This window comes from Clostridium sp. 7_2_43FAA (genome assembly GCF_000158375.2).
Lineage (GTDB): Bacteria > Bacillota > Clostridia > Clostridiales > Clostridiaceae > Clostridium > Clostridium tertium.
Genome location: NZ_JH815222.1, coordinates 1,652,229 through 1,672,684, shown reverse-complemented (window position 1 = coordinate 1,672,684; position 20,456 = coordinate 1,652,229). Strand labels below are relative to the sequence as shown.

The following is a 20,456-nucleotide window of genomic DNA, read 5'->3' as shown; positions in this document are numbered from 1 at the left end:
CAATAAGATTATTATTTTTATTAGAAATTTGCCAAGAATAAAAGGTGAGTTAAGCAAAAGTAATTATCAATGATATAAAGAATAATCAAAACTACATAAAATAATTGCAGTAGTGAGTGATTATTTTATTATCATCCCTTTAATTTGGAAATATTAAACCTTTTAAAACGAAAATAGTTATACCGTATTATTCAAAAATGAATATACGGTATTTTTTATTTCACAATTTAATTATATTACGAGTGGATTATATAAGTGATGTACTCAGTATAAAAGTAATTCTTTGAAAATTTTCAAGGTTGAGTAACTACTGATATTACTTGAAATTACCATAAATAAAAAGACTAAAATAGTAAAGTATAAAAGGTAATGAGTTTTATAACAGATTAATGAATAAGTCTATAAGGAGAGCATGAAGATGAGACATAAAGTAGAAGTTTTTTTAGCTATCTTAGTAAGTGTAGTTATTTTTAATTTTATATTTAAAATAGATATGAGAAGTATCTCTGTAGATTCATTAATAGAAGAAAGTGAAGTTAATGAGAATGATGTTAGCGATAAAAAGAAGGTTATATATTTAACCTTTGATGATGGACCGAGCTATAAAGTTACAGGTAAAATTTTAGATATATTAGAAGAAAAGGAAGTAAAAGCAACATTTTTTGTGATTGGTAATCAAATTGAAGATAAGGAAGATGTATTAAAAAGAATGAATGAAGAGGGACATAGTATAGGATTGCATACATTTACTCATAAATATAAATGTATTTATTGTCACGAAGATTGCTTTATAAGAGAAATGATTGAATGTCGTGACGAGATAAATAGAGTAGTAGGAATTTCACCTAATATAATTAGATTTCCAGGAGGAAGTTATAAACATTTAAATAAAGAATTTTTAAATAGATTGCATGAAAATAATCTTAAGGTTTATGATTGGAATTTAGATAACTCTGATGGATTAAATCCAAAACAATCTAAAGATGTTCTATATAAGAATGCTATAAAAGGAAGTAAAGATTTGAAAACTATAAATTTACTTATGCATTGCACAGATATGAATAAAAATACTAGTGAAGCACTAACTAAAATAATAGATTATTATAAAAATCAAGGATATGAATTTAAGACTATTGAAGAAGATACACCAGAAATGTATTTTAGAATATCATGATATATAAACATATTAGTAAATCGACATAATACCGTATCATTCAAAAAAAAGAATATACGGTTTTTTTATTTTATAATTCAAAAAAATTTCATTGTTTAATTATTTTTCCTAGCAATTTATAACTATTAAGGGTTAAACAATAGAATTTGTTTTTTGAAAGGTTACTAATATACAATTAACAAAATATGGTATGATTAATTCGTAAAATGTATCAATTAAACTTTAGGGTATGCAGAATGGATTGCAGAAGAACTTAAATGTGATATTTTAGATTATAAAAATTTATCAAGGTTGTCTATTGCAGAATATGATTTTGTTATTTATGGAAGCCGTGTTCATGCAGGGAAAATCGATGGAATAAAAAAGATAAAAGCATTATTTTCAGATAATGAAATGTCTAAGCTAATCATATTTGCAACAGGGGTAACACCTTTAGAAGTAGAAGATGTTATTAATACAATTTGGAAATCAAATTTTTCAAATGAAGAATTAAAAATAATTTCTCATTTTTATATTCAAGGTGGATTTAATTATGAAAAAATGGGTATCTTAGATCGTATGATTATGAAAACACTTTCTAAAATTTTGAGTAGAAAAAAGGATAAAAGTTCAGATGAAGCTGGATTTGAGCAAGCTATTGGAAGTTCTTATGATATTTCGTCTAGAGAGTATATTGCACCACTGATTCAGTTTGTAAAAGTACAAGCAAAGGTAGTTGAATAAAATTAACAAAGTATGAAGCTAAGATGTATTTATGATGCTAATTATGAAATATTAAGAATGAATATTTTAAAGAAATCAATCTTTTATATAAGAAGGAAGAAGTATAGCTAACTCAGTGGTAATATTAAAAGTTTTAAAATAAGAGAGGGAAAGAGAATATGATTATTGAAAATATTTTAAATGATATAACCGTTGAACTTAAAAATATTCATGGTGTTATAGGAGTAGTTATAGGAGGTTCAAGAGCGAGGGGGACTAATCACCAAGATTCTGATATTGATATTGGCATATATTATGATGAATCAGAAGGCTTCAATGTTACTGATGTTGATAAGATGGTATATGTTTGAAGCATCTTTTTCTTTAATGTTTGCTAAATCAAGTATAGATAAAGATGATATTTCTTATGTTTGTGGACATTGTTTTAGAAGCATTTCATCCTTAAATCAAGTTTTATTTGCATTAAACAATGAGTATTGTATTAATGAGAAAAAAGCTGTAAAAATGATAGATACTTTTAAAATTAAACCACAAAATTATAAGAAAAGAATAGATGATGTTATTACTTCAATTTCTTCTAATGAAAGTGATACAAGAAGAGGAGTAGGAATACTTGAGGAACTTGTTAATGAAACTAAAGATTTATGTTAGATTAAGAGGATAAAAGAATAGTATTACTGTATTTACAAAAGTAGAAAACTGTAAAAATGCTAAATTATAAATATAAAATAACAACAACAAATGATGGAGTTTCTATATGAAGAATGTAGATATATATGGGCTAATTATAATTACATTATTTATAAGGAGGACTATTAACTTTTAAGAATCCTAGAATAGGGTTCTTTTTATTATAATTTTAATTATTATGATGGTAAGTAAAATCCATTTTGTAAAAAGTATAAATATTTAATATATAGATAGACTACTATGGAGGTGATTAGATGGAAGAAACTGATTTAAGTAAAATAATAGATTTAGCAGGTGGTAATATCCAGGAAAAGGTTGCTTCAGAAATTATATCACAGATATTCAAAGATAAAAATGACTTTGGTGAGATAGTTTCTGAAGCCGTAGAAGAAGTATGCAAAAGAATAATTAAGGCAATTGATAATGCATTTATGAAAGAATACATAGCAGGCACCAATAGCGTAGCTACTTTGCTTTGGGCATATAACGAAACTAAAGATAAAAATACACGTGAAGTTAATATCAATAAGTTAAGTGATTTACATAGTGAGTCTACCCATTTAATGGATAATCTAAAGCGATTTGATGAACTTGAAGGTATTTTTGCATGTTTTTATATAAGTAATTTAAATATTATTTGTATAAAAGCTCTTTCTGAGTATAATTCTGATTATAATAAAGTTCTTGTAAGGATAGGGAAGGAGTATGCGGAATGGGCCGAGAAAGCAAGTAAACGGATTATTGAATTAACTGAAGAAAGCGTTGGAGGTATTTATTCCTTTTCATTAAATAGCACGACGAATCCACCGGATATAGGTAATGTGTATTCTGGATATTTTATAAAGAAGATAGATATTTTAAATATAGTCATACTACAGTTTTATACCTGTTATGAGGATAAGTGGGAAGTTTCTAAGAATTTTGAGAAAAGACATAAGTTTATATTATCTGAGGAAATTAAATTAGATGTTCTACATTATTATGAAGACTTTAGAAATTTATATTTAACTAAAATTGGCGAAGATTCACTTAAAGAAAAGTACATCAATTTTTTTGAGCAAGCTAAAGATTATAGAAATGAATTTTTGCAGTCTAGATTATCATATATAAATTCACTGAATCTGACAATTTCAAAGTCCTGTTATTCATGGAGACTAATTAATTAAAAATTATATATTGAAAAAGAGTTTCAAGAGAGGCTCTTTTTTTATGAATTACATTACAATATAAAAGATTTAAAGAATATAGTGAAAGATAGATCTATACAACTAATTTTAAGTAAATATTAAAAATTATGGACAAGAAGTATGGGAATATGAGGTTATTATTGTCATCAGAAGTATAAATAAAATTCAAAAGATATTTGTAAAAACATAATATTATGCAACTTTTATAGGGTTATATGATACTATTGCGAACTAGTTAAGAAAATTTTATTTAAGAAAATTGAACAGCGAGGTATTTACAAAATATGTTATAATAAAATTATAATTGAAATATGCTATGAGATAGATAAATTAGAATTTATGGAGAAGTATTATATGGAGTTAATTAAATTACCGTCAAAAGAAGAATTGCAAAAAGGATTTGAAACTGTTATGGATTATTTATTATCTACAGATTATATTGCTATAGAAGCTTATGTAGATAAATTACGTGAACAAAATAATAATATTAGCTGTGATGAATTAGCTAAAAAAATATTACATCGAAAATCTATAAAAAAATGGACTTATTGGAGCGATTACAGGTGTAGGTGGATTAATTACGTTGCCTGTATCTATTCCGTCTGATTTAATTTGTTCATGGAGAATTCAGGCTTCAATGGCTTTTGCTATTGCGTATGTCTATGGACATACAAAAGATACAACTGATCTAAAAACAGATTTATATCTGATTTTAGCTGGAGATTCTGCTAAAGAGGCACTAAAAAGGATCGGCATTGAAATGTCAAAAAGTGTTACAAAAAAAGCAGTTCAAAAATATATTACTAGAGATGTTATGGTTAAAATATGGAAAGTGATTGGACAGAATATTATCACTAAAGCTGGGGAAAAATCTTTAACAAGCTTTATGAAAATGGTTCCATTAGTAGGCGCTCCTGTAGGGTTTACCTTTGATTGGGTTGCAACGCAAGCTGTAGGTAAGTTTGCGATATCATATTATAAAGGATAATTGAAAAATAATTTATAACTTTATATTAATAGTACAAATTCCAATTTAACGAATAGTTTTAAATTATTACGAAAATAAAAGTAAATATAAAAATAAAAATGCCGTATTATTCAAATAAATTACGGTATTTTTTAAACCGTAATTCAGAAAAAATACATAAATAAACTATACTTCTAAATAATTAATAAAATGTTGTTTGAAATATCAATGGAATAATTTTGGAAATATATGTTATAAGGATTTATAATAGAATTTATAAAAGGAGATATAGTTATTAGTATAAGAACTATTATGATTTTCCCAGAATTTAAAAATAGAAAATTCAAATACATGATCTAGAACAAGTGAGATATTTTTGTAGTATAACTTTCAAGATAGTATGAAGGAAAAAGACTATTTTCATAATTAAAGTAATATAAGTAAAAGAATATAGATAATTAATACCTTGCTAATGAAGCGCACGACTTATGTTAGATTGATATATAACCAATAAAAAATATATTATGAATGGAGAAACTTTAAATGGATAATGAAATATTAAAAGATTTAATATTATCAGTAAAAGATCAAAATCTTCATGTACTAAATGTTGTGGTTAGGCAAAATGGCAATATAATTGCAAAATATGATTTTGAACAAGAAAAACCGACGCTTTTATATTCTGTAAGTAAAACATTTACATCAATGGCAGTAGGGATTGCAATTAATGAAGGATATTTTAAACTTACTGATTATGTTATAGATTTTTTCCCTGATATAAAAGATATGGCTATGAATGAATATTTAAAAGAAATTACTATTCATGATTTGCTTTGTATGGGAAGTGGTCATGCAGAGTGTCCTGTAATGAAGGCTGATTGGAGTAGTGGCAAGGAATGGGATATCTCTCAACTATTTTTTGATGAACTTAGTATTTTTAAACCTGGTACTCATTTTACATATGATAATTCAGCAACTTATATGCTTTCAAAGATTATAAGTCTTACAACAGGAAGTAACTTAGATGAATACTTAAATGAAAAGGTATTTAAATATTTAGAAATACCAAGACCTAAATGGGATACATGCCCAAAGGGAATTCCACAAGGGTTTTCTGGGTTGCATTTAACAGCTGATGAGTTGTCCAGATTTGGGCAATTAATACTTGATAAAGGGGATTGGAATGGGAAGCAACTTATTCCTTCAAGTTATATAAAAAAGGCAACATCTGTTCAAATTGAGACAGATGATTTTAATGAAAAGTTTGCTACTGCAGATCATCATCAAGGATATGGCTATCAAATGTGGATGAATTCATATAATGGTTCATATCGTATGGATGGGTTATATGGTAATTATGTAGTGATTTTGCCAGATAAGAATGCAGTTGTAACTTATGTTTCAAATGAGACCAAGAATATGACAGGGATTCTAGAACTTACATGGAATACTTTAATAGATAAATTATAATTATTTTTAGATTTAAAAGTTGTTATGTAAGTTTAGTTTTAATAAACTTGTAATAAAGTAAAATTATAAATAAAATTGTATAAAGGAGATTGAGGATGAATAAAATTACATGTATTTGTTTAGGGGTAAGAAGTATGGAAAGAGCGATAAAGTTCTATAGAGATGGACTTGGATTTAAAACTGATGAAAAAGAAAACAATCCCAAAGTAGTGTTCTTTGATACAGCAGGAACAAAATTTGAGCTTTATCCTTTAGATTTATTAGTTGAGGATATAAATGAAGAAAATCCTCCTAAAATAAATAGTGGATTTGCAGGTGTTACATTAGCATATAATGTAGAATTTAAAGAAGATGTTGATAAAGTTATTGAGCTAGCTAGAAGTGCTGGAGCGACTATAGCTAAAGAACCTCAAGATGTATTCTGGGGTGGATATCATGCGTATTTTGCTGATCTTGATGGCTATTATTGGGAAGTTGCATGGGGACATAATTTTAAGTACGATGAAAATGGATTACTTATTTTATAGAATTTAAAATAAGTGTGATTGGAGAACATATGAAAATATTAATTTTTGGTATAGTTGCAAGTGGAAAAACAATACTTTCAAGGGGACTATCATTAAAATACAATATTCCATGTTATGAAGGAGATAGTATAGAATGGGGAGGAGAAGGTGAAGAGAGATATAGACGTTCAGATTATGAGCAATTAAATAGAATTTTAGAAATTGACAAAAAAGGTCATTGAATAATTGAAGGAACTTATAGAGAAAGCCAATAAAGAAAATAGATGTAAAGATAGATTGATTATTTTGTAATTAAGTGGGATTTTTAATGAATACTATTTTAAAAGGAATAGGAGATGGTGTATTATTCTATATATTTATCATGTTTATAATGCAAATATTACTTGATAAAAATAGCTATTATGATTAATACATTTAGACGTACTCATAAATAATTTTAGATACTAGCATAATAATATATGATAGCATTTCCAAAATATGTTATGATTAAATTGAATATATAAGTTGAATTTTGGAGGAAATTCTATGTTAGGACATTTAGGATTTTCATATATAGGATTAATTTATTTGTTGATGTTATTTATTCCTAATATTATATGGACAAAGCATCAGCCGGAATATTATGATTATAGCAATGAAAATAAACTATTGTTGTTATTTGAACGTATAGGACAAGTAGCTGTAACTTGTTGTGCTTTAATTTTTGCAGATTTCAATATTACTACTTTTTCTCTGAGGAGTATCTGGTTGATTGTATCATTTATTTTAATGATTCTATACGAGATATATTGGGTTAGGTATTTTACAGGAGAACATACTTTAAAAAATTTCTATCGTAGTTTTTGTGGCATCCCGGTTCCAGGAGCAACTCTTCCTGTTATGGCATTTTTGCTATTAGGAATATATGGGAAGGTAATTTGGATGGTTATATCTATAGTAATTCTTGGGATTGGTCATATAGGGATACATTTTCAGCACTTAAAGGAGATAGAATAAAATTATTAAATTTTAGTTCATTATTCGATTTAAGATTATACCTAGAATTAAATAATAAAGTTAGCTTTTTATTGAATATATCTGTGTTGGGAAAATATTTTACAATTCATATTCAATAGAATTGTAAAATTTAAATTAGGAGAGGTTTATGAGTAAATTATTTAATAAATTTAAAAAATATAAAATTACAATATTAGCCTTAGTACTTGCTATTTTTCTACTATATATAATTCATTTCTATATGGAGCATAGTATATTGAAATTTATAGTATGGGTATTAGTAATAATAATCGAAGTAACTCTAATCCAATATGAAAAAAAGATTAAATGAAAAATAAGTAGTATGATTTAAATTATTCAATGTAACTAGTTTATTCATTGAAATTATCTTTATAGGTTAATTAATAAATATAGTATTGATACTCTTTTAAGTGTATATATTTTGAAAAAATATGTTATAATTTATCCATAATATGATAAGGTGAAAATTTTTACCTATCTAATATATAAATTGAAATTGAAGTTTAAAAGGAGAATAAATTATGCTTGAATATAAATTTGATACCCAATTATTAATTGAAGGTCATGATCTTTCAGAAGATGCAATTAATGAGTATATAACTAAAAATATCGAAGGTGATTGCTTACTAGCAGTTGGTGATGAAGACTTGATAAAGGTTCATTTTCATACAAATACTCCATGGAAACTACTAGAATATTGTGATTCTTTAGGAGATATATATGATGTTGTTATTGAAAATATGGAACGTCAAGAAAATGGATTACAAGGTTAGAGGGTAAAAATACTAATTATATAATTAAAAATATACAGATTTATACAATTGATTGTATGAACTAAGAAGTAAATTAGAAAATTATTTTATTAAATGCCGTATTATTCAAACGTGAATATACGGTATTTTTTATTTGAAATAAAAATTTGAATATTATATAAAAAATCTATTGAATATAAGAAGAGTAATTTAAAGTTAGTTCTAGATAATTATTCAAATATTTTATTGAAAATTTAATATATAGATACTAGGAATTGTATGTAATTATATGGATAATTAGTTTATAATTGTATTAATTGATTTGTAAAAGGGGAATATTGAATGGAAGAATTGATAACCAATAGATTGATATTAAGACAATGGCAGGAAAGTGATAGTGCGGATTTATATGAATATGCTAAAAGTAATTTAGTAGGGCCAAGTGCTGGATGGCCACCGCATAAAGATGAAAATGAAAGTAAGGAAAAAATAAAAATCTTCATACGTAATAGTGATACTTATGCTATAGTTTTAAAATTTGAAAACAAAGTTATTGGTGGTATTGGGCTTCATAGGAGAAAACCTGATATAAATTTAGCTAATTTAGCTCAAAGGGAAATAGGATATGTTTTGAATCCTAAATACTGGGGAAACAGCTATGTTCCTGAAGCTGTGAATTGCTTGGTTGATTATGGCTTTAATAAATTAAATTTAGATATAATTTGGTGTGGTCACTATGATTTTAATAATAATTCCAAAAGGGTAAATGAAAAGTGTGGGTTTAAATATAGGTTTACCAGAAAAGAAAGATTGAAATTATTAGATAATAAAGAGATTAACATACTTTATTATAGTATTTTAAAATCAGAGTATTTTTCTTAAAGTTATTAAGTATAATTTTTATAGATATATAAATTTGAGAGATTGTATTATGAATAATATGAAAGAAATTATATTTAAATTACAAAATGAATTGTTAAAATCTGAAATTAGAAAAGATAAGCAGAAAATAAAGAAATTACTATCAGAAGACTTTTTCGAGTTTTGTAGTAATGGGTACTGGAAGATGGTTTTTCATCAAGGTACTCTAGTAGTTACTAAATAATTATTTAAAGTAACTACAGTTTTGATTGAATTGTGAGAAAAATAATGGAGCTATAGGACTTGTTTGACGAGCAAAGAAAACATTAAATAAAATTCTTAAGTGGGGATTATATATGAATATAATAATAAAGCAAGTTACTAATAATGAAGCAAAAATGATTTCTAAGTGGATTTATAAGGAGCCTTATTCTATTTATAGCTTAGATGGGAGTAATGGATGTATAAAGGAACTTCTTAATGGAGATTATTATTCAGCTTTAGATAGTAAAGGTAATATAGTTGGATTCTATTGCTTTGGTAGATCTGCTCAAGTTCCAATTGCACATAAATATGATGTTTACGATAATAAAAATATTATGGATATAGGATTAGGAATAAATCCAGATTTTTGTGGACAAGGACTTGGAGAAGAATTTTTAAAAAAAGGATTGGATTTTGCTAGAAAGGAATTTCACGCTAAAGAATTTCGTTTAACTGTAGCAAATTTTAATAAACGTGCAATAAAAGTATATCAAATAGTAGGATTTAGAAGAATCTATTCTTTTAAGAGAATTTCTCATACTAGTATGATAGAGTTTGATGTAATGATTTTAAATGAGTGATAAATATAGTGATTAAGTTTTAATTATTTTTATAGTAAAAGTGAAATTTATTTTTTATAAGTCCTTATAATAGAGCAATAACAAACGATAGCAAAGTAATATAAAAGATTAGTTAAGAAGATATTTTATAATATTGGCTTTAGTAATAGAAAATTTAACTAAAATTAGCTTTTTAGAATTTATCAAAGAAAATATTTTAGAAGTCCTCGATATGAAGGATTTGGGTTATTTTCCTCTTTATTTTACCTGGATACATAAATTGAAGTTACATGTTTATCAAATAAAGAATTTGGATCTTATGATATATCGATGTGTGTAGAATTAATTATTGATAAGGAACAAACAAAAAAGGTTATGATAATACATTGGAAGTTCAAAGAATTTATGTTCTGGGGAAAAATATAGGTAAAATATTAATGCAAAAATCCATAGAAATTGGAAGAAATAGTGGCCTAAATTATATTTGGTTAGGGGTATGGGAAAATAACATAAGTGCTATAAAATTTTATGAAAGGCAAGGATTTATAAAGTTTGATATACATGTTTTCAAATTGAGTGATGATGAACAAACAGATAATTTAATGAAACTAGCATTATAAATCTTATTAAGAAAATTAGATGTGTAATTGAGGAATTATAAAAAGCCTAGATATTCTAGGCTTTTACATTCTAATACTTACTTCACCAGAGGACAATAATCTAATAGATCCATCTTCCATTTGAACTTTAAGTCTGCAGTCATTATCAATTTCAAGAACTGTAGCTTTTTCCGAAGATTTGCTAGAAAGTATATTTACTTCTTTATTAATTAATATAGATCTACTTTTATAAGATTCTAAGAAAGATTTATCTTCAATATGTTTATAGTAGTGCCAAAATCGTCTTAAAATTTCAGCTATAAGTTTACTTCTAATATCAGTAGAAGTAGAAGTTTCATATTCAAAAATACCGGTTGCTACATCTTTAATTTCTTCTGCAAACCCTTCTTTAGGTATTCTTACATTAATACCAATACCTAAAACAGCATAATCAATTATACCGCTTTCAAAATCAAAAGACGCTTCTGTTAATATCCCACATACTTTTTTATTGTCACAATATATATCATTAACCCATTTTATTTTAGCTTCCTTATCAGAAACTGCTTCTATAGCTTCAGCAACAGCAACAGCAGTAGCAGCAGTAATAAGAAATGCCTTTGAAGCATGCATTTGAGGTCGTAAAAGAATGCTCATATAAATTCCTGTACCTTTAGGAGAATGAAATTTTCTACCAAATCTTCCTCGGCCTTCAGTTTGTTCCTCTGAAATAATTACTGTGCCTTCTTTTTCTTCATTAATTGCAAGTTCCTTTATTGCACTATTAGTTGAATTAATTGTTTTATAAAATTTAATATTAAAATTATTATCTTTTTTATTCAAGTATTTAGAAATACTTTGTGATGATAAAATATCTGTATCAGTAGAAAGGCAATAGCCTTTGTTAGTTACAGCATAAATATTATAACCTTCATTTTGTAATGATTTAATTGCTTTCCAAATGGCATTTCTACTAACTGAAAGCTCTTTAGCAAGATCAGCACCAGATATATAATTTCCTTTATTATTTTCAAGTACACTTAAAGTCTTATCTTTTACACTCATGTTTTCACCTATTTTATTTTCAGTATTGTTATTTTATAAGTATATTATAACATAATTATTGTCACCCTTAAATATAAAATGGGTTGACTATTATGAAAATAAAAAGTATTATATAGAATATGTTAGATTATCTTATAAAAGATTTTGCAAAATCATTAACTAAAATAAACTATGAAAGAAATAAAGATTTAAACAATATATTATGTTTCGAATGTGATTTTATGGAAGCAATAAAGATTGGGGGATTAAAATGAAAATAAAAGAATTAACAAAAATGTCAATTTGCATAGCAATAATTTGTATATCATCATATATTTCTTTTCCATTACCATTTACACCTACAATGATTACTGCACAAACAATTGCAATTAATTTAGTAGCATTAATACTTACACCTAAGCAATCATTTCTAGTTGTTTTATTATATATTTTTTTAGGAGTCTTTGGATTACCTGTTTTTTCAGGAGGAACAAGTGGATTTGGAAGATTATTTGGACCAACAGGTGGATTTATATTAGGATTTTTAGTTATAGCACCATTGATGAGCTGCTTAAAAGGTAAGAACAATAGCTTTAAAAGATATTTATTTGTAACAGTATTTATTGGAATGATTGTGCTATATTGTTTTGGAGCAATATATATGAGCATAATACAAAAAATAAGTATTATATCTGCATTATCATTAGCAGTATTTCCATTTGTAGTTGGAGATATATTTAAGTGTATTTTAAGTTCATATCTAGCAGTAAAATTAAAAAAAAGTCTTAAATTTGATATAAATTAATAAAGTGAATGAGATAATTACAAAGTTATCTCATTTACTTTTGTTATATAAAATCTTGGGCTAAATACTTGCAAAATATTATTATTCTTAGGTAGACATATTCCATATATTCTATTTATTATTCCTACTTATATTTATAGAACTATAAACATAAATTATATGTATTAAATTCGAAGTTTGATATTATTACGAAGTAATTAAGAAAATTTGGTCTTTGAAAATTGAATATTACGGTATTGGAAAAATGTGTTATAATTGATTCGTAATAGTATTATATTACGAAAATAATATTGAAAGGAAAATTTAAAATGCTTGAGAAATTAAATGAATTAAAAAAAGAATTTTTTCCAAAGTGTGAAATGATAATAGATTTTAATGGAATAGTTAGTACTTCAGATGATATTAAAAATATATTAATTGAATATTGTAATAAAGAGAAAAAGAATTTAGTTATATTAAAAGATGACATGACGCCTATTGTTAAAATTGATGGTGAAGTTTATATAATCAGAGCTGACAAATTCGTTGGTTTAATTGGTGGAGGACGTAAACTTAATAGTCCATATCCACTAACTTATCTGGGACGTGGTGCAACTCAAAGACTATATGTATATCCTTATGAATACAATGAAGATGAACTTAATTCATAATATTATTATATTACGAACATAAAATTAAATATTAATTAATGAAAATACCGTATTATTCAAAAGAATATGCGGTATTTTTTAGTACGCAATTCAGAAATAGTACGTAATTTTAATTTATTTCGGAACAATTAAGAAAATTTGTTCTTTGAAAATTGAATAGTATGGTATTTACAAAATATGTTATAATAAATCTATAGTTGTAAATGAGTATGAAATGGATAAGATTTGAGTGGAGGGCTATAATGAAAGAAAAACTTAAAATTATTATAATAGTTATTATAACTTTCATTACTATAGCTGGTTTTTCAAAAGAAAGTAATAGTACAATTGATATTGAAAATGATTCTGCTAAAACTGTATTAGAAAATCATTTTAAATATAAAAATGAGAAAAATAATGAAAATTTATTAACTACTTTAACAGAGCGTTTTAATGATCCAAATGTATTTTGGGGATTTGAAAATTTGGATAGTACAAAGATAATAAGAATTGAAGAGGAGAATAATGAAAAACTTAAGGAAGGTTATTTAATTAACGGAAGAGGTAAAATAAATGGAGCAACCCAAAATAACCTTAAGATTTATAAAGTTAAGTTTGAAGTAAACTACAAAAAAGATGGAGTAGGTCCTCGAGATAGTGGAATATATGATTATTGGTATTTTCTTATAAGAAAAGATGAAACCTCACCATGGCTTATAGACGACATGGGTGTGTAGTTTATTTACAATAGTAATGAAATGTGTAATAGAGTATCTATTTTGCGAGGAGATATAAAATGAATAAAAAGCTATTTTTGAAATTAGGATTATTGTTATTATCTCTGTCACTTGTCGCATGTGGACAGAAAAATAATTCAGTAGGAGAAAATAATTATTCTGAATTAAGTACAAGCCAATTTGTTACCAGCACTCAAAGCTCGGTAAAAGAAAGTGAAAAAACTACATCTCTCTCTGTTGAAAATGCAGTGGAAAGCAAAAAAGAGGATGAGGATGTACAAAAAAATATACAACAAGACACGAAACCAGATACACAACCAGAAGCAACTGAAAAAGAATACTATGACTTAATAAAAGAAGCTTGGCAGAAACAAAAGGATTACATTGATTCTATTGATGATCCTAAAGTAAAACAATCAGTACAAACTACGAACTCTGCAGCTATTTTAAAGTCAAATGAATTACTTTTGGCACATCCTGAAGATTCTGAGGCTATAAATGCAAGTCTACAGAAGGTTCTATCTGGCGAATAATTTTAAAGCTTTGATAAGGTAAAGTTGATTGATTAAATATGGGATTTTTTAGTCTGTAATTCAGAAATAACATAAAAAGATTATTTAATAGCCAATGAGATTTTCATTGGCTATTCTTATATATTAAATTTACTTAACATCAATTACAATTTTGTGGCAGGCATCACAGTAATAAGCTACTAAATCACTATCCAATACACGTTTTAAATTAATTCTTTCAGGGAAAAAATAAGATTGGTTTCTAGCTTCATCTGAAATAAAATCAAAGCTGTTTTTCGGAGAAGTAATAATACCCTTTTTCATTTCTTTATTACAATATGGACAATTCATTTATACCACCTCAATAAAATATCAATTCAATACATTAATTATATCATATAGAATATAGATAATGACTATTTAAAATAATAATCAAATAGATGAATGTACTAAACTTAGAAATATAGTAATTACAGCAGCTGGACCATTTATTTCTTTTATAGTTTGTTTATTATCAAGCATAGTTTTATATAAATTTTCTTATAGCCTAAATTATGCATATAAAATAATATTAAGAAGTCTTTCATTTTATAGTCTTATACAATTTCTAATAACAGCAATTCCAATTAAGTATAATTTTTATCCGTATAAAAATTTGACAAGTGATGGATATAAAATTGTAGAAACAATTTTTGGTAGAGTAGAATCTAAATCAGTAGATAATATAGAAGATAAAAGTAGATGACGTTAAATAAAATGAAAATATTAAGGCTACAGATATAGTTTTACTTTAAATTAATTATTTAAGTAATACTATTCTGTAGCTTTTTTATGTATATTTAGTTAGATTAGAATGAATTAAGATTTGAGTAAATATTTAAAAGCTATAGAAGTTTAGATAATTTATTGATTAATAATTCGATAAATACAAAATTTAGAGCTTGGCTATCAATAAAAAAACTATCCTTAGCTAATGAAAATGATGGTAAAAATATTATATTTGGTATTTGCTTAGAAAACTTTGTTTTATTGTTTTGAGTAATTAATGCAATATTGCTATTATTACTAATAGAATTTTTTATTGATTCAACAATTATAGAAGTTAAAGCAGATAGTGAAAAATATATATTTAAATCATTTTGTGATGAAAATAATGCTTTTTCTGCAATTAAGCTACTATCTGTAATGCTTTCTGAATCTATCCCAATTGTTGTTAATCTATATTGAAGATGTCTAGCAGCAAGTCCTGTTTCGTGAACCCCATAAATTTTAATTTTGTTTGATTTTAATATATCTTCTGATAAAGCTTCAAGTTGATTATCTAAGTTGCTTTCTTTTAATAATGTAAGCTTTTCTATAAAAAGATTAATAATTTCTTGAGATGAATCATTGATTATTTTTTCATTGGACAAATTCCCAGAGTGAAGATATCGTGATAATTCATATTTAAATTCTGAAAAGCCTTTATATCCGCACTTTTGACAAAATCTCAATAATGCAGATTTAGATACATTCATTTTATATGCAGCTGTTACCAATGGAAAACAAGCTATTATATCAGGATTTGTAAGAATTATATTTTTAATTTTAATTTCAGATTGAGTAAATTCATCATTATGTAAAAGTATATTATCTATTGGATTCATTAGTGTATCCTCCTTATATTTAATAGTTATATTATACCATATAAAATTGGTTTGGTAAATTTCTCAAAAATTTTGGGAAAAAGTATTTATTTTTAAATCAAAGCATGTTATGATTGGGTTGTAAATAAATTACAGGAGGGTTTTGAGATGAAAAAAATTGTATTACTTTGTGCAGCAGGTATGTCCACTAGTTTATTAGTTACTAAAATGGTATTAGCAGCTGAAAAGCATAATTTGGATTATGACATAAGTGCTTATTCTATAAGCAATGCAAAAGAAAGTATTGAAGGAGCTGATTTAGTGCTTCTTGGGCCACAAGTAAGGTATAAGCTAAAAGAAATGCAAAAAGTGGCAGGAGATATTCCAGTTCAAGTGATTGATATGGTGCATTATGGAATGATTGATGGTGAAGCAATTGTAAAACAAATTTCAACTTTGCTATAGAGATAAAATTTTATAGCTTAAGTAAACGTTTTAATAAATAAGAATTAAAGGAGAATGGATTAATGGAAAAGATAACTAGTTTTATAGAGGAGCGTCTTGCACCACCTCTTATTAAAATATCAGAGATGAGATACTTACAAGTTATACAAAAAACATTTATGACCACAATGCCAATTCTAATTTTTAGTTCGTTATTAATATTAATTGCTGCACTACCTATTCCAGGATGGAGTAATATAGTAGCTCCATTTTCAGGAAAGTTATGGGCTGGAGTTAATTCATCTTTAGGTCTTTTAGCTGTATGTATTGCAATTGTTTCAGGATACTTTTTGGGAGAATATTACAAAGATAGGGGTTCAAAAATAAAGCCTATAGTAACTGCATTAATAGGATTTTTAAGTTTTATGATGTTCTTTCCAATGTTTAATACAGAGGATGGAAAGTTAGTTATAGAAACTACCAATTTTGGAAGTTCAGGAATGTTTGCAGCAATATTTATATCAATTATAGCAGTTGAAATATATAAGTTTCTTATAAATAAAAACTTTACAATTAAGTTGCCGGCAGGAGTTCCACCAATGGTGTTAGATGCTTTTACAGCATTAATCCCATCAATGGTTGTGTTACTAATGTCATGGGTAATGTCACATGTATTAAAGTGGAATATACCAGAACTAACAAATGTTATTTTTGAGCCGCTAGTTGCTGCAGGAAAAGGTCCAATACCACAGTTTTTATCATTCTTTTTAGATAGAGTATTATGGTTTACTGGAATACATGGTTCAAACGTTGTAGGAAGTGTTATGTCTCCAATTTGGACAAGTATGATAACGGAAAATATGGAAGCTTATAAAGCAGGAGCAGAAGTTATACCTAATTTATTTACTACAGAGTGGTGTGGATATTTCGTTCGTATATCAGTATTACCAATAGCTGTGTTAGCAGCAATTTCTAAAGTAAAAAGATATAGTACTTTAGGAAAATTAGCATTACCAGCAACTATATTTAACATTGCAGAGCCTGTAATGTTTGGGTTACCTATTGTATTAAATCCATTATTATTTATACCTTGGGTATTTGGTTTTTCATTTTTATGGATTTGGTCATATATATTCACATCAATAATTCCAATGATACCTCCAATTATAACTCAAGTTACTTGGACAGTACCAGCACCTATAGCAGCATATTTAGGAACTGGAGGAAGCATTTTTGCATTCTTCTTTAGCTTAGCTAACTACTTTATTATAGGTTTAATATTTTATCCATTTTTTAAGGCTTTGGAAAGAAAAGAAATGGAAAGTCAAATAGAGGGGACTGAGGGAAAATATGAAAATAATTAATTACTCACAAGAGTATGAAAATTTAATAGTGAAACTATGGAATGAATGTCTTATAGCCGATACTATTTCATGTGAACAATTAAGAAAACAAGTTTTGTTTGATGAAAATTTTAATAGAAAACTTGCGCTCATTGCAATTGAGGATAAAGAAGTTGTTGGCTTTATATTAGCAACAAAAAGGCAAGTGCCATATTTAGATAGAGGCCTTGAACCAGAAAGAGGTTGGATAAATCTTTTATTTGTAAGAGAAGATTATAGAAAGAAAAATATTGGCAGTCAAATGATAAAAGAGGTAGAAGAAAGGTTAAAAGAATTTGGAGTTAAGAATATAACTGTGGCAGCGTATAGTCCTAATTATTTTTTCCCAGGAATAGATCAAGAAAATTATAAGGAAAGTATAGATTTCTTTGAAAAATTAAATTATGTAAGAACTGGCGAAGCTGTAAGTATGCAAAGGAATTTATGGAGTTACAATATACCTTTAAAAGTAAATGAAAGAAAAAGGCAACTAGAGGATCAAGGATATAGCTTTAGAAAATTTGATTATAAGTATTCAATGGATTTGTTAGAATTCTTAGGTGAAAACTTTGGCGGTGGATGGAAAAGAAATGCATTAATGGCTATGCAAAATAATGAAGCTGAAAAACTTATATGGATAAGTTTAGATACGAATGACAAAGTAGTAGGTTTTTGTATGAGGAAAATGGATGGGAATGAATGTAGGTTTGGTCCATTTGGAGTGAGGGAAGATTTAAGAAGTAGTGGTATAGGTGGAGTCTTATTTAATTTAATGATGGATGATATGAAGCAAAATAAACTTTACTATTTATATTTCTTATGGACTCATGGAGCAGGTATGAGGTTTTATCAAAAACATGGTGTAGAAGTATATAGAAGTTACTATTTGTATAGTAAAAAAATCGCTTAAAGTTAGATAAAGTTGAAAATGGATTTAATTCCAAATAACTTATTTAGAAGTAAAAAAAGTTTAGCCTTATAAATTATATAGAATATTAATTAAAGAGTGGAGGATAAATAGATGAATAACATTAAGAGAGTTATTAGTATAGGAGGACATCCATTAGATGCAGAATTAATGGGAGGTCCAATAATTATAAAATATGCAGCATTAGGGGCAAAATGTACTTTTGTCAATGTAGTACAAGGAAGATTAGAAGGGCCTAATGTTACAAAGGAAGAGAACGATAGATATGTTGAGAATTTAATTCAGGAAAATATAAATGTTGCAAAAGCAATGAATTCAGATTGCAAGTCATTTGGTTATAATTCTAAAGAGATTCCAACAGAAAATGAATTCATTGATATCTTAGTAAAATATTTTACTGATGAAAAAGTGGATTTAGTTATAACTCACTTTAGTGGAACATTGCATCCAAGGCATTATTATACACACTATACAGTTAAAGAGGCAGTTAAGATATGTAGAAATAATGGCATGGATATAAAACTTTTATATGGAGAAAACTGTGAAGATTTAGTTGGATTTGTGCCACAAGCATATTATGAGCTAAGTGAAAGTGAAGTTGATACATGGTTCAATGCATTAAGAAAATATGAAATCTTTAATGGAAAAGTAAATAGTGTTCCTTATTATGATTATTATAAAACTATGGGAAAAGTTAGAAGTATGGAATGTGGAAGCAGAAAGTTTACAAAAGCATATATGTATGCTTCATATATAGAAAACTTATAAAATTATTTTAATTAAATTAATTAGCTTTCTTATAGATTATATAACACAATAAAAAATTTATTAAAAAGGATTTATGTGATTGAATTTTACATAGATCCTTTTTATATGTTTATAAGTATATAGAATAAAAATAAATAGTAGTAAACTAAGTATTAAAACTTTAATAAGAATGAGAGAATGTATAGTTAATAACTATACAACAAATATCAAATGTGTTTTATGAAAATATACTATATAAATAAAATACTTATATGGTATTATTTACATATAAGATAAAGAATGGTATGAGTTACTTTTAGTAAAGTCTTTATTAAGAACTTGAAATGGGAATTTAATTTAAGGGGGAATAAAAGTGTTAAAAGAAAAATTATTACCAATTTCAATTTTTAGCTTAGCTATTTCACTTATTATTAGTGCTTCAATAATAGCTAATAGTATGGAAAATAATGGACGATTCATTGGAGATGGGATAAGTCAAGGAATATTTAATATTACTAATACAATTAATCAAGAAAATAATAATAACTTAGATTCAAAAGATATTTTATCATTGGATGAAGCAGCGCGATATTTGGGTATAAGTCAGGAAAGATTAACTCAAGTAATTATTAAAGATGATTCAATACCATGCGTACAAATATCTGGAGAATTTATATTTAGTAAAAATGCATTGGAAGAATGGGTAAAGACGTCAAAATTTAAGATGTAATATATTGATTTATTTAGTGTGTGCTAAAGATATTAGAATAAAATTCTTGCGTATGTAATAGTGTAATTTAAATATACAAAGA

At 26.2% G+C, this 20,456-nt stretch carries 28 protein-coding genes and 1 pseudogene; 26 read left to right on the top strand and 3 right to left on the bottom strand.

Features of this window, described 5'->3' with window-relative positions:
* The first annotated feature begins 412 nt into the window (after window positions 1-412).
* From CSBG_RS09435 to CSBG_RS18285, 16 genes and pseudogenes are all read left to right on the top strand, one after another.
* The gene (locus CSBG_RS09435; protein ID WP_083854760.1) at window positions 413-1,174 is read left to right on the top strand and encodes a polysaccharide deacetylase family protein; all 762 of its coding nucleotides are present in this window, start codon (window positions 413-415) and stop codon (window positions 1,172-1,174) included.
* 231 nt (window positions 1,175-1,405) lie between these two features.
* Window positions 1,406-1,897 (top strand): annotated as a pseudogene (locus CSBG_RS09430) (flavodoxin domain-containing protein); the annotation flags it as partial.
* 158 nt (window positions 1,898-2,055) lie between these two features.
* Complete coding sequence (locus CSBG_RS18765; RefSeq protein ID WP_035285267.1) at window positions 2,056-2,247, top strand: nucleotidyltransferase domain-containing protein; 192 nt, start codon at window positions 2,056-2,058, stop codon at window positions 2,245-2,247.
* Complete coding sequence (locus CSBG_RS17970; protein WP_242825278.1) at window positions 2,213-2,548, top strand: hypothetical protein; 336 nt, start codon at window positions 2,213-2,215, stop codon at window positions 2,546-2,548. Before CSBG_RS18765 ends, CSBG_RS17970 begins: the two co-directional genes overlap by 35 nt.
* A 293-nt stretch (window positions 2,549-2,841) precedes the next feature.
* Window positions 2,842-3,753 (top strand): hypothetical protein, encoded by a 912-nt coding sequence (locus tag CSBG_RS09415; RefSeq protein WP_008678980.1) that lies wholly within the window; start codon window positions 2,842-2,844, stop codon window positions 3,751-3,753.
* A gap of 375 nt (window positions 3,754-4,128) precedes the next feature.
* Window positions 4,129-4,380, top strand: a complete 252-nt coding sequence (locus CSBG_RS18760; protein WP_235840821.1) for a hypothetical protein — start codon at window positions 4,129-4,131, stop codon at window positions 4,378-4,380.
* Window positions 4,358-4,762, top strand: a complete 405-nt coding sequence (locus tag CSBG_RS18755) for an EcsC family protein (RefSeq protein WP_235840820.1) — start codon at window positions 4,358-4,360, stop codon at window positions 4,760-4,762. The genes CSBG_RS18760 and CSBG_RS18755 overlap by 23 nt, the downstream gene beginning before the upstream one ends.
* Before the next feature lie 522 nt (window positions 4,763-5,284).
* Window positions 5,285-6,211, top strand: coding sequence for a serine hydrolase (locus tag CSBG_RS09405; RefSeq protein ID WP_008678977.1), 927 nt, complete (start codon window positions 5,285-5,287; stop codon window positions 6,209-6,211).
* Between the two features lie 95 nt (window positions 6,212-6,306).
* Window positions 6,307-6,738 carry a VOC family protein gene (locus CSBG_RS09400; RefSeq protein ID WP_008678974.1) on the top strand — a complete coding sequence of 144 codons (432 nt, stop codon included), beginning with the start codon at window positions 6,307-6,309 and terminating at the stop codon, window positions 6,736-6,738.
* A gap of 29 nt (window positions 6,739-6,767) precedes the next feature.
* Window positions 6,768-6,959, top strand: a complete 192-nt coding sequence (locus tag CSBG_RS09395) for a hypothetical protein (RefSeq protein ID WP_008678972.1) — start codon at window positions 6,768-6,770, stop codon at window positions 6,957-6,959.
* A gap of 304 nt (window positions 6,960-7,263) precedes the next feature.
* Entirely contained in the window at window positions 7,264-7,734 is a 471-nt protein-coding gene (locus CSBG_RS09390; RefSeq protein WP_008678971.1) for a hypothetical protein, read from the top strand.
* Window positions 7,735-8,276: 542 nt separating this feature from the next.
* Window positions 8,277-8,528: a hypothetical protein gene (locus CSBG_RS09380; RefSeq protein ID WP_008678969.1), complete on the top strand. Its 252-nt coding sequence runs from the start codon at window positions 8,277-8,279 to the stop codon at window positions 8,526-8,528.
* Window positions 8,529-8,849: 321 nt separating this feature from the next.
* On the top strand, window positions 8,850-9,389 hold the full coding sequence (locus CSBG_RS09375; RefSeq protein ID WP_008678968.1) for a GNAT family N-acetyltransferase: 540 nt from the start codon (window positions 8,850-8,852) through the stop codon (window positions 9,387-9,389).
* A gap of 49 nt (window positions 9,390-9,438) precedes the next feature.
* On the top strand, window positions 9,439-9,612 hold the full coding sequence (locus CSBG_RS18550; RefSeq protein WP_008678967.1) for a hypothetical protein: 174 nt from the start codon (window positions 9,439-9,441) through the stop codon (window positions 9,610-9,612).
* Window positions 9,613-9,724: 112 nt separating this feature from the next.
* Complete coding sequence (locus tag CSBG_RS09370; RefSeq protein ID WP_008678966.1) at window positions 9,725-10,213, top strand: GNAT family protein; 489 nt, start codon at window positions 9,725-9,727, stop codon at window positions 10,211-10,213.
* 365 nt (window positions 10,214-10,578) lie between these two features.
* Window positions 10,579-10,812, top strand: coding sequence for a GNAT family N-acetyltransferase (locus CSBG_RS18285; RefSeq protein ID WP_051005284.1), 234 nt, complete (start codon window positions 10,579-10,581; stop codon window positions 10,810-10,812).
* 63 nt (window positions 10,813-10,875) lie between these two features.
* Here the strand turns inward: CSBG_RS18285 and CSBG_RS09360 are convergent, their stop codons facing one another.
* Window positions 10,876-11,856, bottom strand: a complete 981-nt coding sequence (locus CSBG_RS09360; RefSeq protein ID WP_008678964.1) for a biotin--[acetyl-CoA-carboxylase] ligase — start codon at window positions 11,854-11,856, stop codon at window positions 10,876-10,878.
* 119 nt (window positions 11,857-11,975) lie between these two features.
* Between CSBG_RS09360 and CSBG_RS18955 the strand changes: the two genes are divergently transcribed.
* The 5 genes from CSBG_RS18955 to CSBG_RS09340 all read left to right on the top strand — a co-directional run bounded on the left by CSBG_RS18955 (window position 11,976) and on the right by CSBG_RS09340 (window position 14,539).
* A complete protein-coding gene (locus CSBG_RS18955; RefSeq protein WP_268875688.1) occupies window positions 11,976-12,110 on the top strand; it encodes a hypothetical protein in 135 nt (44 codons plus the stop codon).
* Window positions 12,107-12,640 (top strand): biotin transporter BioY, encoded by a 534-nt coding sequence (locus CSBG_RS09355; RefSeq protein ID WP_008678963.1) that lies wholly within the window; start codon window positions 12,107-12,109, stop codon window positions 12,638-12,640. Before CSBG_RS18955 ends, CSBG_RS09355 begins: the two co-directional genes overlap by 4 nt.
* 308 nt (window positions 12,641-12,948) lie before the next feature.
* A complete protein-coding gene (locus tag CSBG_RS09350; protein ID WP_008678962.1) occupies window positions 12,949-13,290 on the top strand; it encodes a hypothetical protein in 342 nt (113 codons plus the stop codon).
* 242 nt (window positions 13,291-13,532) lie between these two features.
* Complete coding sequence (locus tag CSBG_RS09345; protein ID WP_008678961.1) at window positions 13,533-14,006, top strand: DUF4829 domain-containing protein; 474 nt, start codon at window positions 13,533-13,535, stop codon at window positions 14,004-14,006.
* A gap of 59 nt (window positions 14,007-14,065) precedes the next feature.
* Window positions 14,066-14,539 (top strand): hypothetical protein, encoded by a 474-nt coding sequence (locus CSBG_RS09340; RefSeq protein WP_008678959.1) that lies wholly within the window; start codon window positions 14,066-14,068, stop codon window positions 14,537-14,539.
* Between the two features lie 129 nt (window positions 14,540-14,668).
* Here the strand turns inward: CSBG_RS09340 and CSBG_RS09335 are convergent, their stop codons facing one another.
* Window positions 14,669-14,869 carry a PF20097 family protein gene (locus tag CSBG_RS09335; RefSeq protein WP_008678957.1) on the bottom strand — a complete coding sequence of 67 codons (201 nt, stop codon included), beginning with the start codon at window positions 14,867-14,869 and terminating at the stop codon, window positions 14,669-14,671.
* Window positions 14,870-15,402: 533 nt separating this feature from the next.
* Window positions 15,403-16,164, bottom strand: a complete 762-nt coding sequence (locus CSBG_RS09330) for a MurR/RpiR family transcriptional regulator (RefSeq protein WP_008678955.1) — start codon at window positions 16,162-16,164, stop codon at window positions 15,403-15,405.
* 147 nt (window positions 16,165-16,311) lie between these two features.
* Between CSBG_RS09330 and CSBG_RS09325 the strand changes: the two genes are divergently transcribed.
* From CSBG_RS09325 to CSBG_RS09305, 5 genes are all read left to right on the top strand, one after another.
* Window positions 16,312-16,608: a PTS sugar transporter subunit IIB gene (locus CSBG_RS09325; RefSeq protein WP_008678953.1), complete on the top strand. Its 297-nt coding sequence runs from the start codon at window positions 16,312-16,314 to the stop codon at window positions 16,606-16,608.
* Between the two features lie 62 nt (window positions 16,609-16,670).
* Window positions 16,671-17,951, top strand: coding sequence for a PTS transporter subunit EIIC (locus tag CSBG_RS09320; RefSeq protein ID WP_008678951.1), 1,281 nt, complete (start codon window positions 16,671-16,673; stop codon window positions 17,949-17,951).
* A complete protein-coding gene (locus tag CSBG_RS09315) occupies window positions 17,938-18,879 on the top strand; it encodes a GNAT family N-acetyltransferase (RefSeq protein ID WP_008678949.1) in 942 nt (313 codons plus the stop codon). The genes CSBG_RS09320 and CSBG_RS09315 overlap by 14 nt, the downstream gene beginning before the upstream one ends.
* Window positions 18,880-18,990: 111 nt before the next feature.
* On the top strand, window positions 18,991-19,665 hold the full coding sequence (locus CSBG_RS09310; protein WP_008678947.1) for a PIG-L family deacetylase: 675 nt from the start codon (window positions 18,991-18,993) through the stop codon (window positions 19,663-19,665).
* Window positions 19,666-20,017: 352 nt separating this feature from the next.
* Window positions 20,018-20,374, top strand: coding sequence for a helix-turn-helix domain-containing protein (locus CSBG_RS09305; RefSeq protein WP_008678946.1), 357 nt, complete (start codon window positions 20,018-20,020; stop codon window positions 20,372-20,374).
* Window positions 20,375-20,456: the final 82 nt, after the last annotated feature.

Coding starts and splice junctions, on each gene's coding strand:
- CSBG_RS09350 (WP_008678962.1), top strand. CDS start 12,949: ATGCTTGAGAAATTAAATGAATTAAAAAAAGAATTTTTTCCAAAGTGT.
- CSBG_RS09375 (WP_008678968.1), top strand. CDS start 8,850: ATGGAAGAATTGATAACCAATAGATTGATATTAAGACAATGGCAGGAA.
- CSBG_RS09360 (WP_008678964.1), bottom strand. CDS start 11,856: ATGAGTGTAAAAGATAAGACTTTAAGTGTACTTGAAAATAATAAAGGA.
- CSBG_RS18550 (WP_008678967.1), top strand. CDS start 9,439: ATGAATAATATGAAAGAAATTATATTTAAATTACAAAATGAATTGTTA.
- CSBG_RS09325 (WP_008678953.1), top strand. CDS start 16,312: ATGAAAAAAATTGTATTACTTTGTGCAGCAGGTATGTCCACTAGTTTA.
- CSBG_RS09330 (WP_008678955.1), bottom strand. CDS start 16,164: ATGAATCCAATAGATAATATACTTTTACATAATGATGAATTTACTCAA.
- CSBG_RS09345 (WP_008678961.1), top strand. CDS start 13,533: ATGAAAGAAAAACTTAAAATTATTATAATAGTTATTATAACTTTCATT.
- CSBG_RS09335 (WP_008678957.1), bottom strand. CDS start 14,869: ATGAATTGTCCATATTGTAATAAAGAAATGAAAAAGGGTATTATTACT.
- CSBG_RS09395 (WP_008678972.1), top strand. CDS start 6,768: ATGAAAATATTAATTTTTGGTATAGTTGCAAGTGGAAAAACAATACTT.
- CSBG_RS09405 (WP_008678977.1), top strand. CDS start 5,285: ATGGATAATGAAATATTAAAAGATTTAATATTATCAGTAAAAGATCAA.
- CSBG_RS09355 (WP_008678963.1), top strand. CDS start 12,107: ATGAAAATAAAAGAATTAACAAAAATGTCAATTTGCATAGCAATAATT.
- CSBG_RS09320 (WP_008678951.1), top strand. CDS start 16,671: ATGGAAAAGATAACTAGTTTTATAGAGGAGCGTCTTGCACCACCTCTT.
- CSBG_RS09400 (WP_008678974.1), top strand. CDS start 6,307: ATGAATAAAATTACATGTATTTGTTTAGGGGTAAGAAGTATGGAAAGA.
- CSBG_RS09370 (WP_008678966.1), top strand. CDS start 9,725: ATGAATATAATAATAAAGCAAGTTACTAATAATGAAGCAAAAATGATT.
- CSBG_RS18765 (WP_035285267.1), top strand. CDS start 2,056: ATGATTATTGAAAATATTTTAAATGATATAACCGTTGAACTTAAAAAT.
- CSBG_RS09340 (WP_008678959.1), top strand. CDS start 14,066: ATGAATAAAAAGCTATTTTTGAAATTAGGATTATTGTTATTATCTCTG.
- CSBG_RS09390 (WP_008678971.1), top strand. CDS start 7,264: ATGTTAGGACATTTAGGATTTTCATATATAGGATTAATTTATTTGTTG.
- CSBG_RS18760 (WP_235840821.1), top strand. CDS start 4,129: ATGGAGTTAATTAAATTACCGTCAAAAGAAGAATTGCAAAAAGGATTT.
- CSBG_RS09310 (WP_008678947.1), top strand. CDS start 18,991: ATGAATAACATTAAGAGAGTTATTAGTATAGGAGGACATCCATTAGAT.
- CSBG_RS18955 (WP_268875688.1), top strand. CDS start 11,976: ATGTTAGATTATCTTATAAAAGATTTTGCAAAATCATTAACTAAAATA.
- CSBG_RS09315 (WP_008678949.1), top strand. CDS start 17,938: ATGAAAATAATTAATTACTCACAAGAGTATGAAAATTTAATAGTGAAA.
- CSBG_RS09380 (WP_008678969.1), top strand. CDS start 8,277: ATGCTTGAATATAAATTTGATACCCAATTATTAATTGAAGGTCATGAT.
- CSBG_RS17970 (WP_242825278.1), top strand. CDS start 2,213: ATGTTACTGATGTTGATAAGATGGTATATGTTTGAAGCATCTTTTTCT.
- CSBG_RS09415 (WP_008678980.1), top strand. CDS start 2,842: ATGGAAGAAACTGATTTAAGTAAAATAATAGATTTAGCAGGTGGTAAT.
- CSBG_RS09435 (WP_083854760.1), top strand. CDS start 413: ATGAAGATGAGACATAAAGTAGAAGTTTTTTTAGCTATCTTAGTAAGT.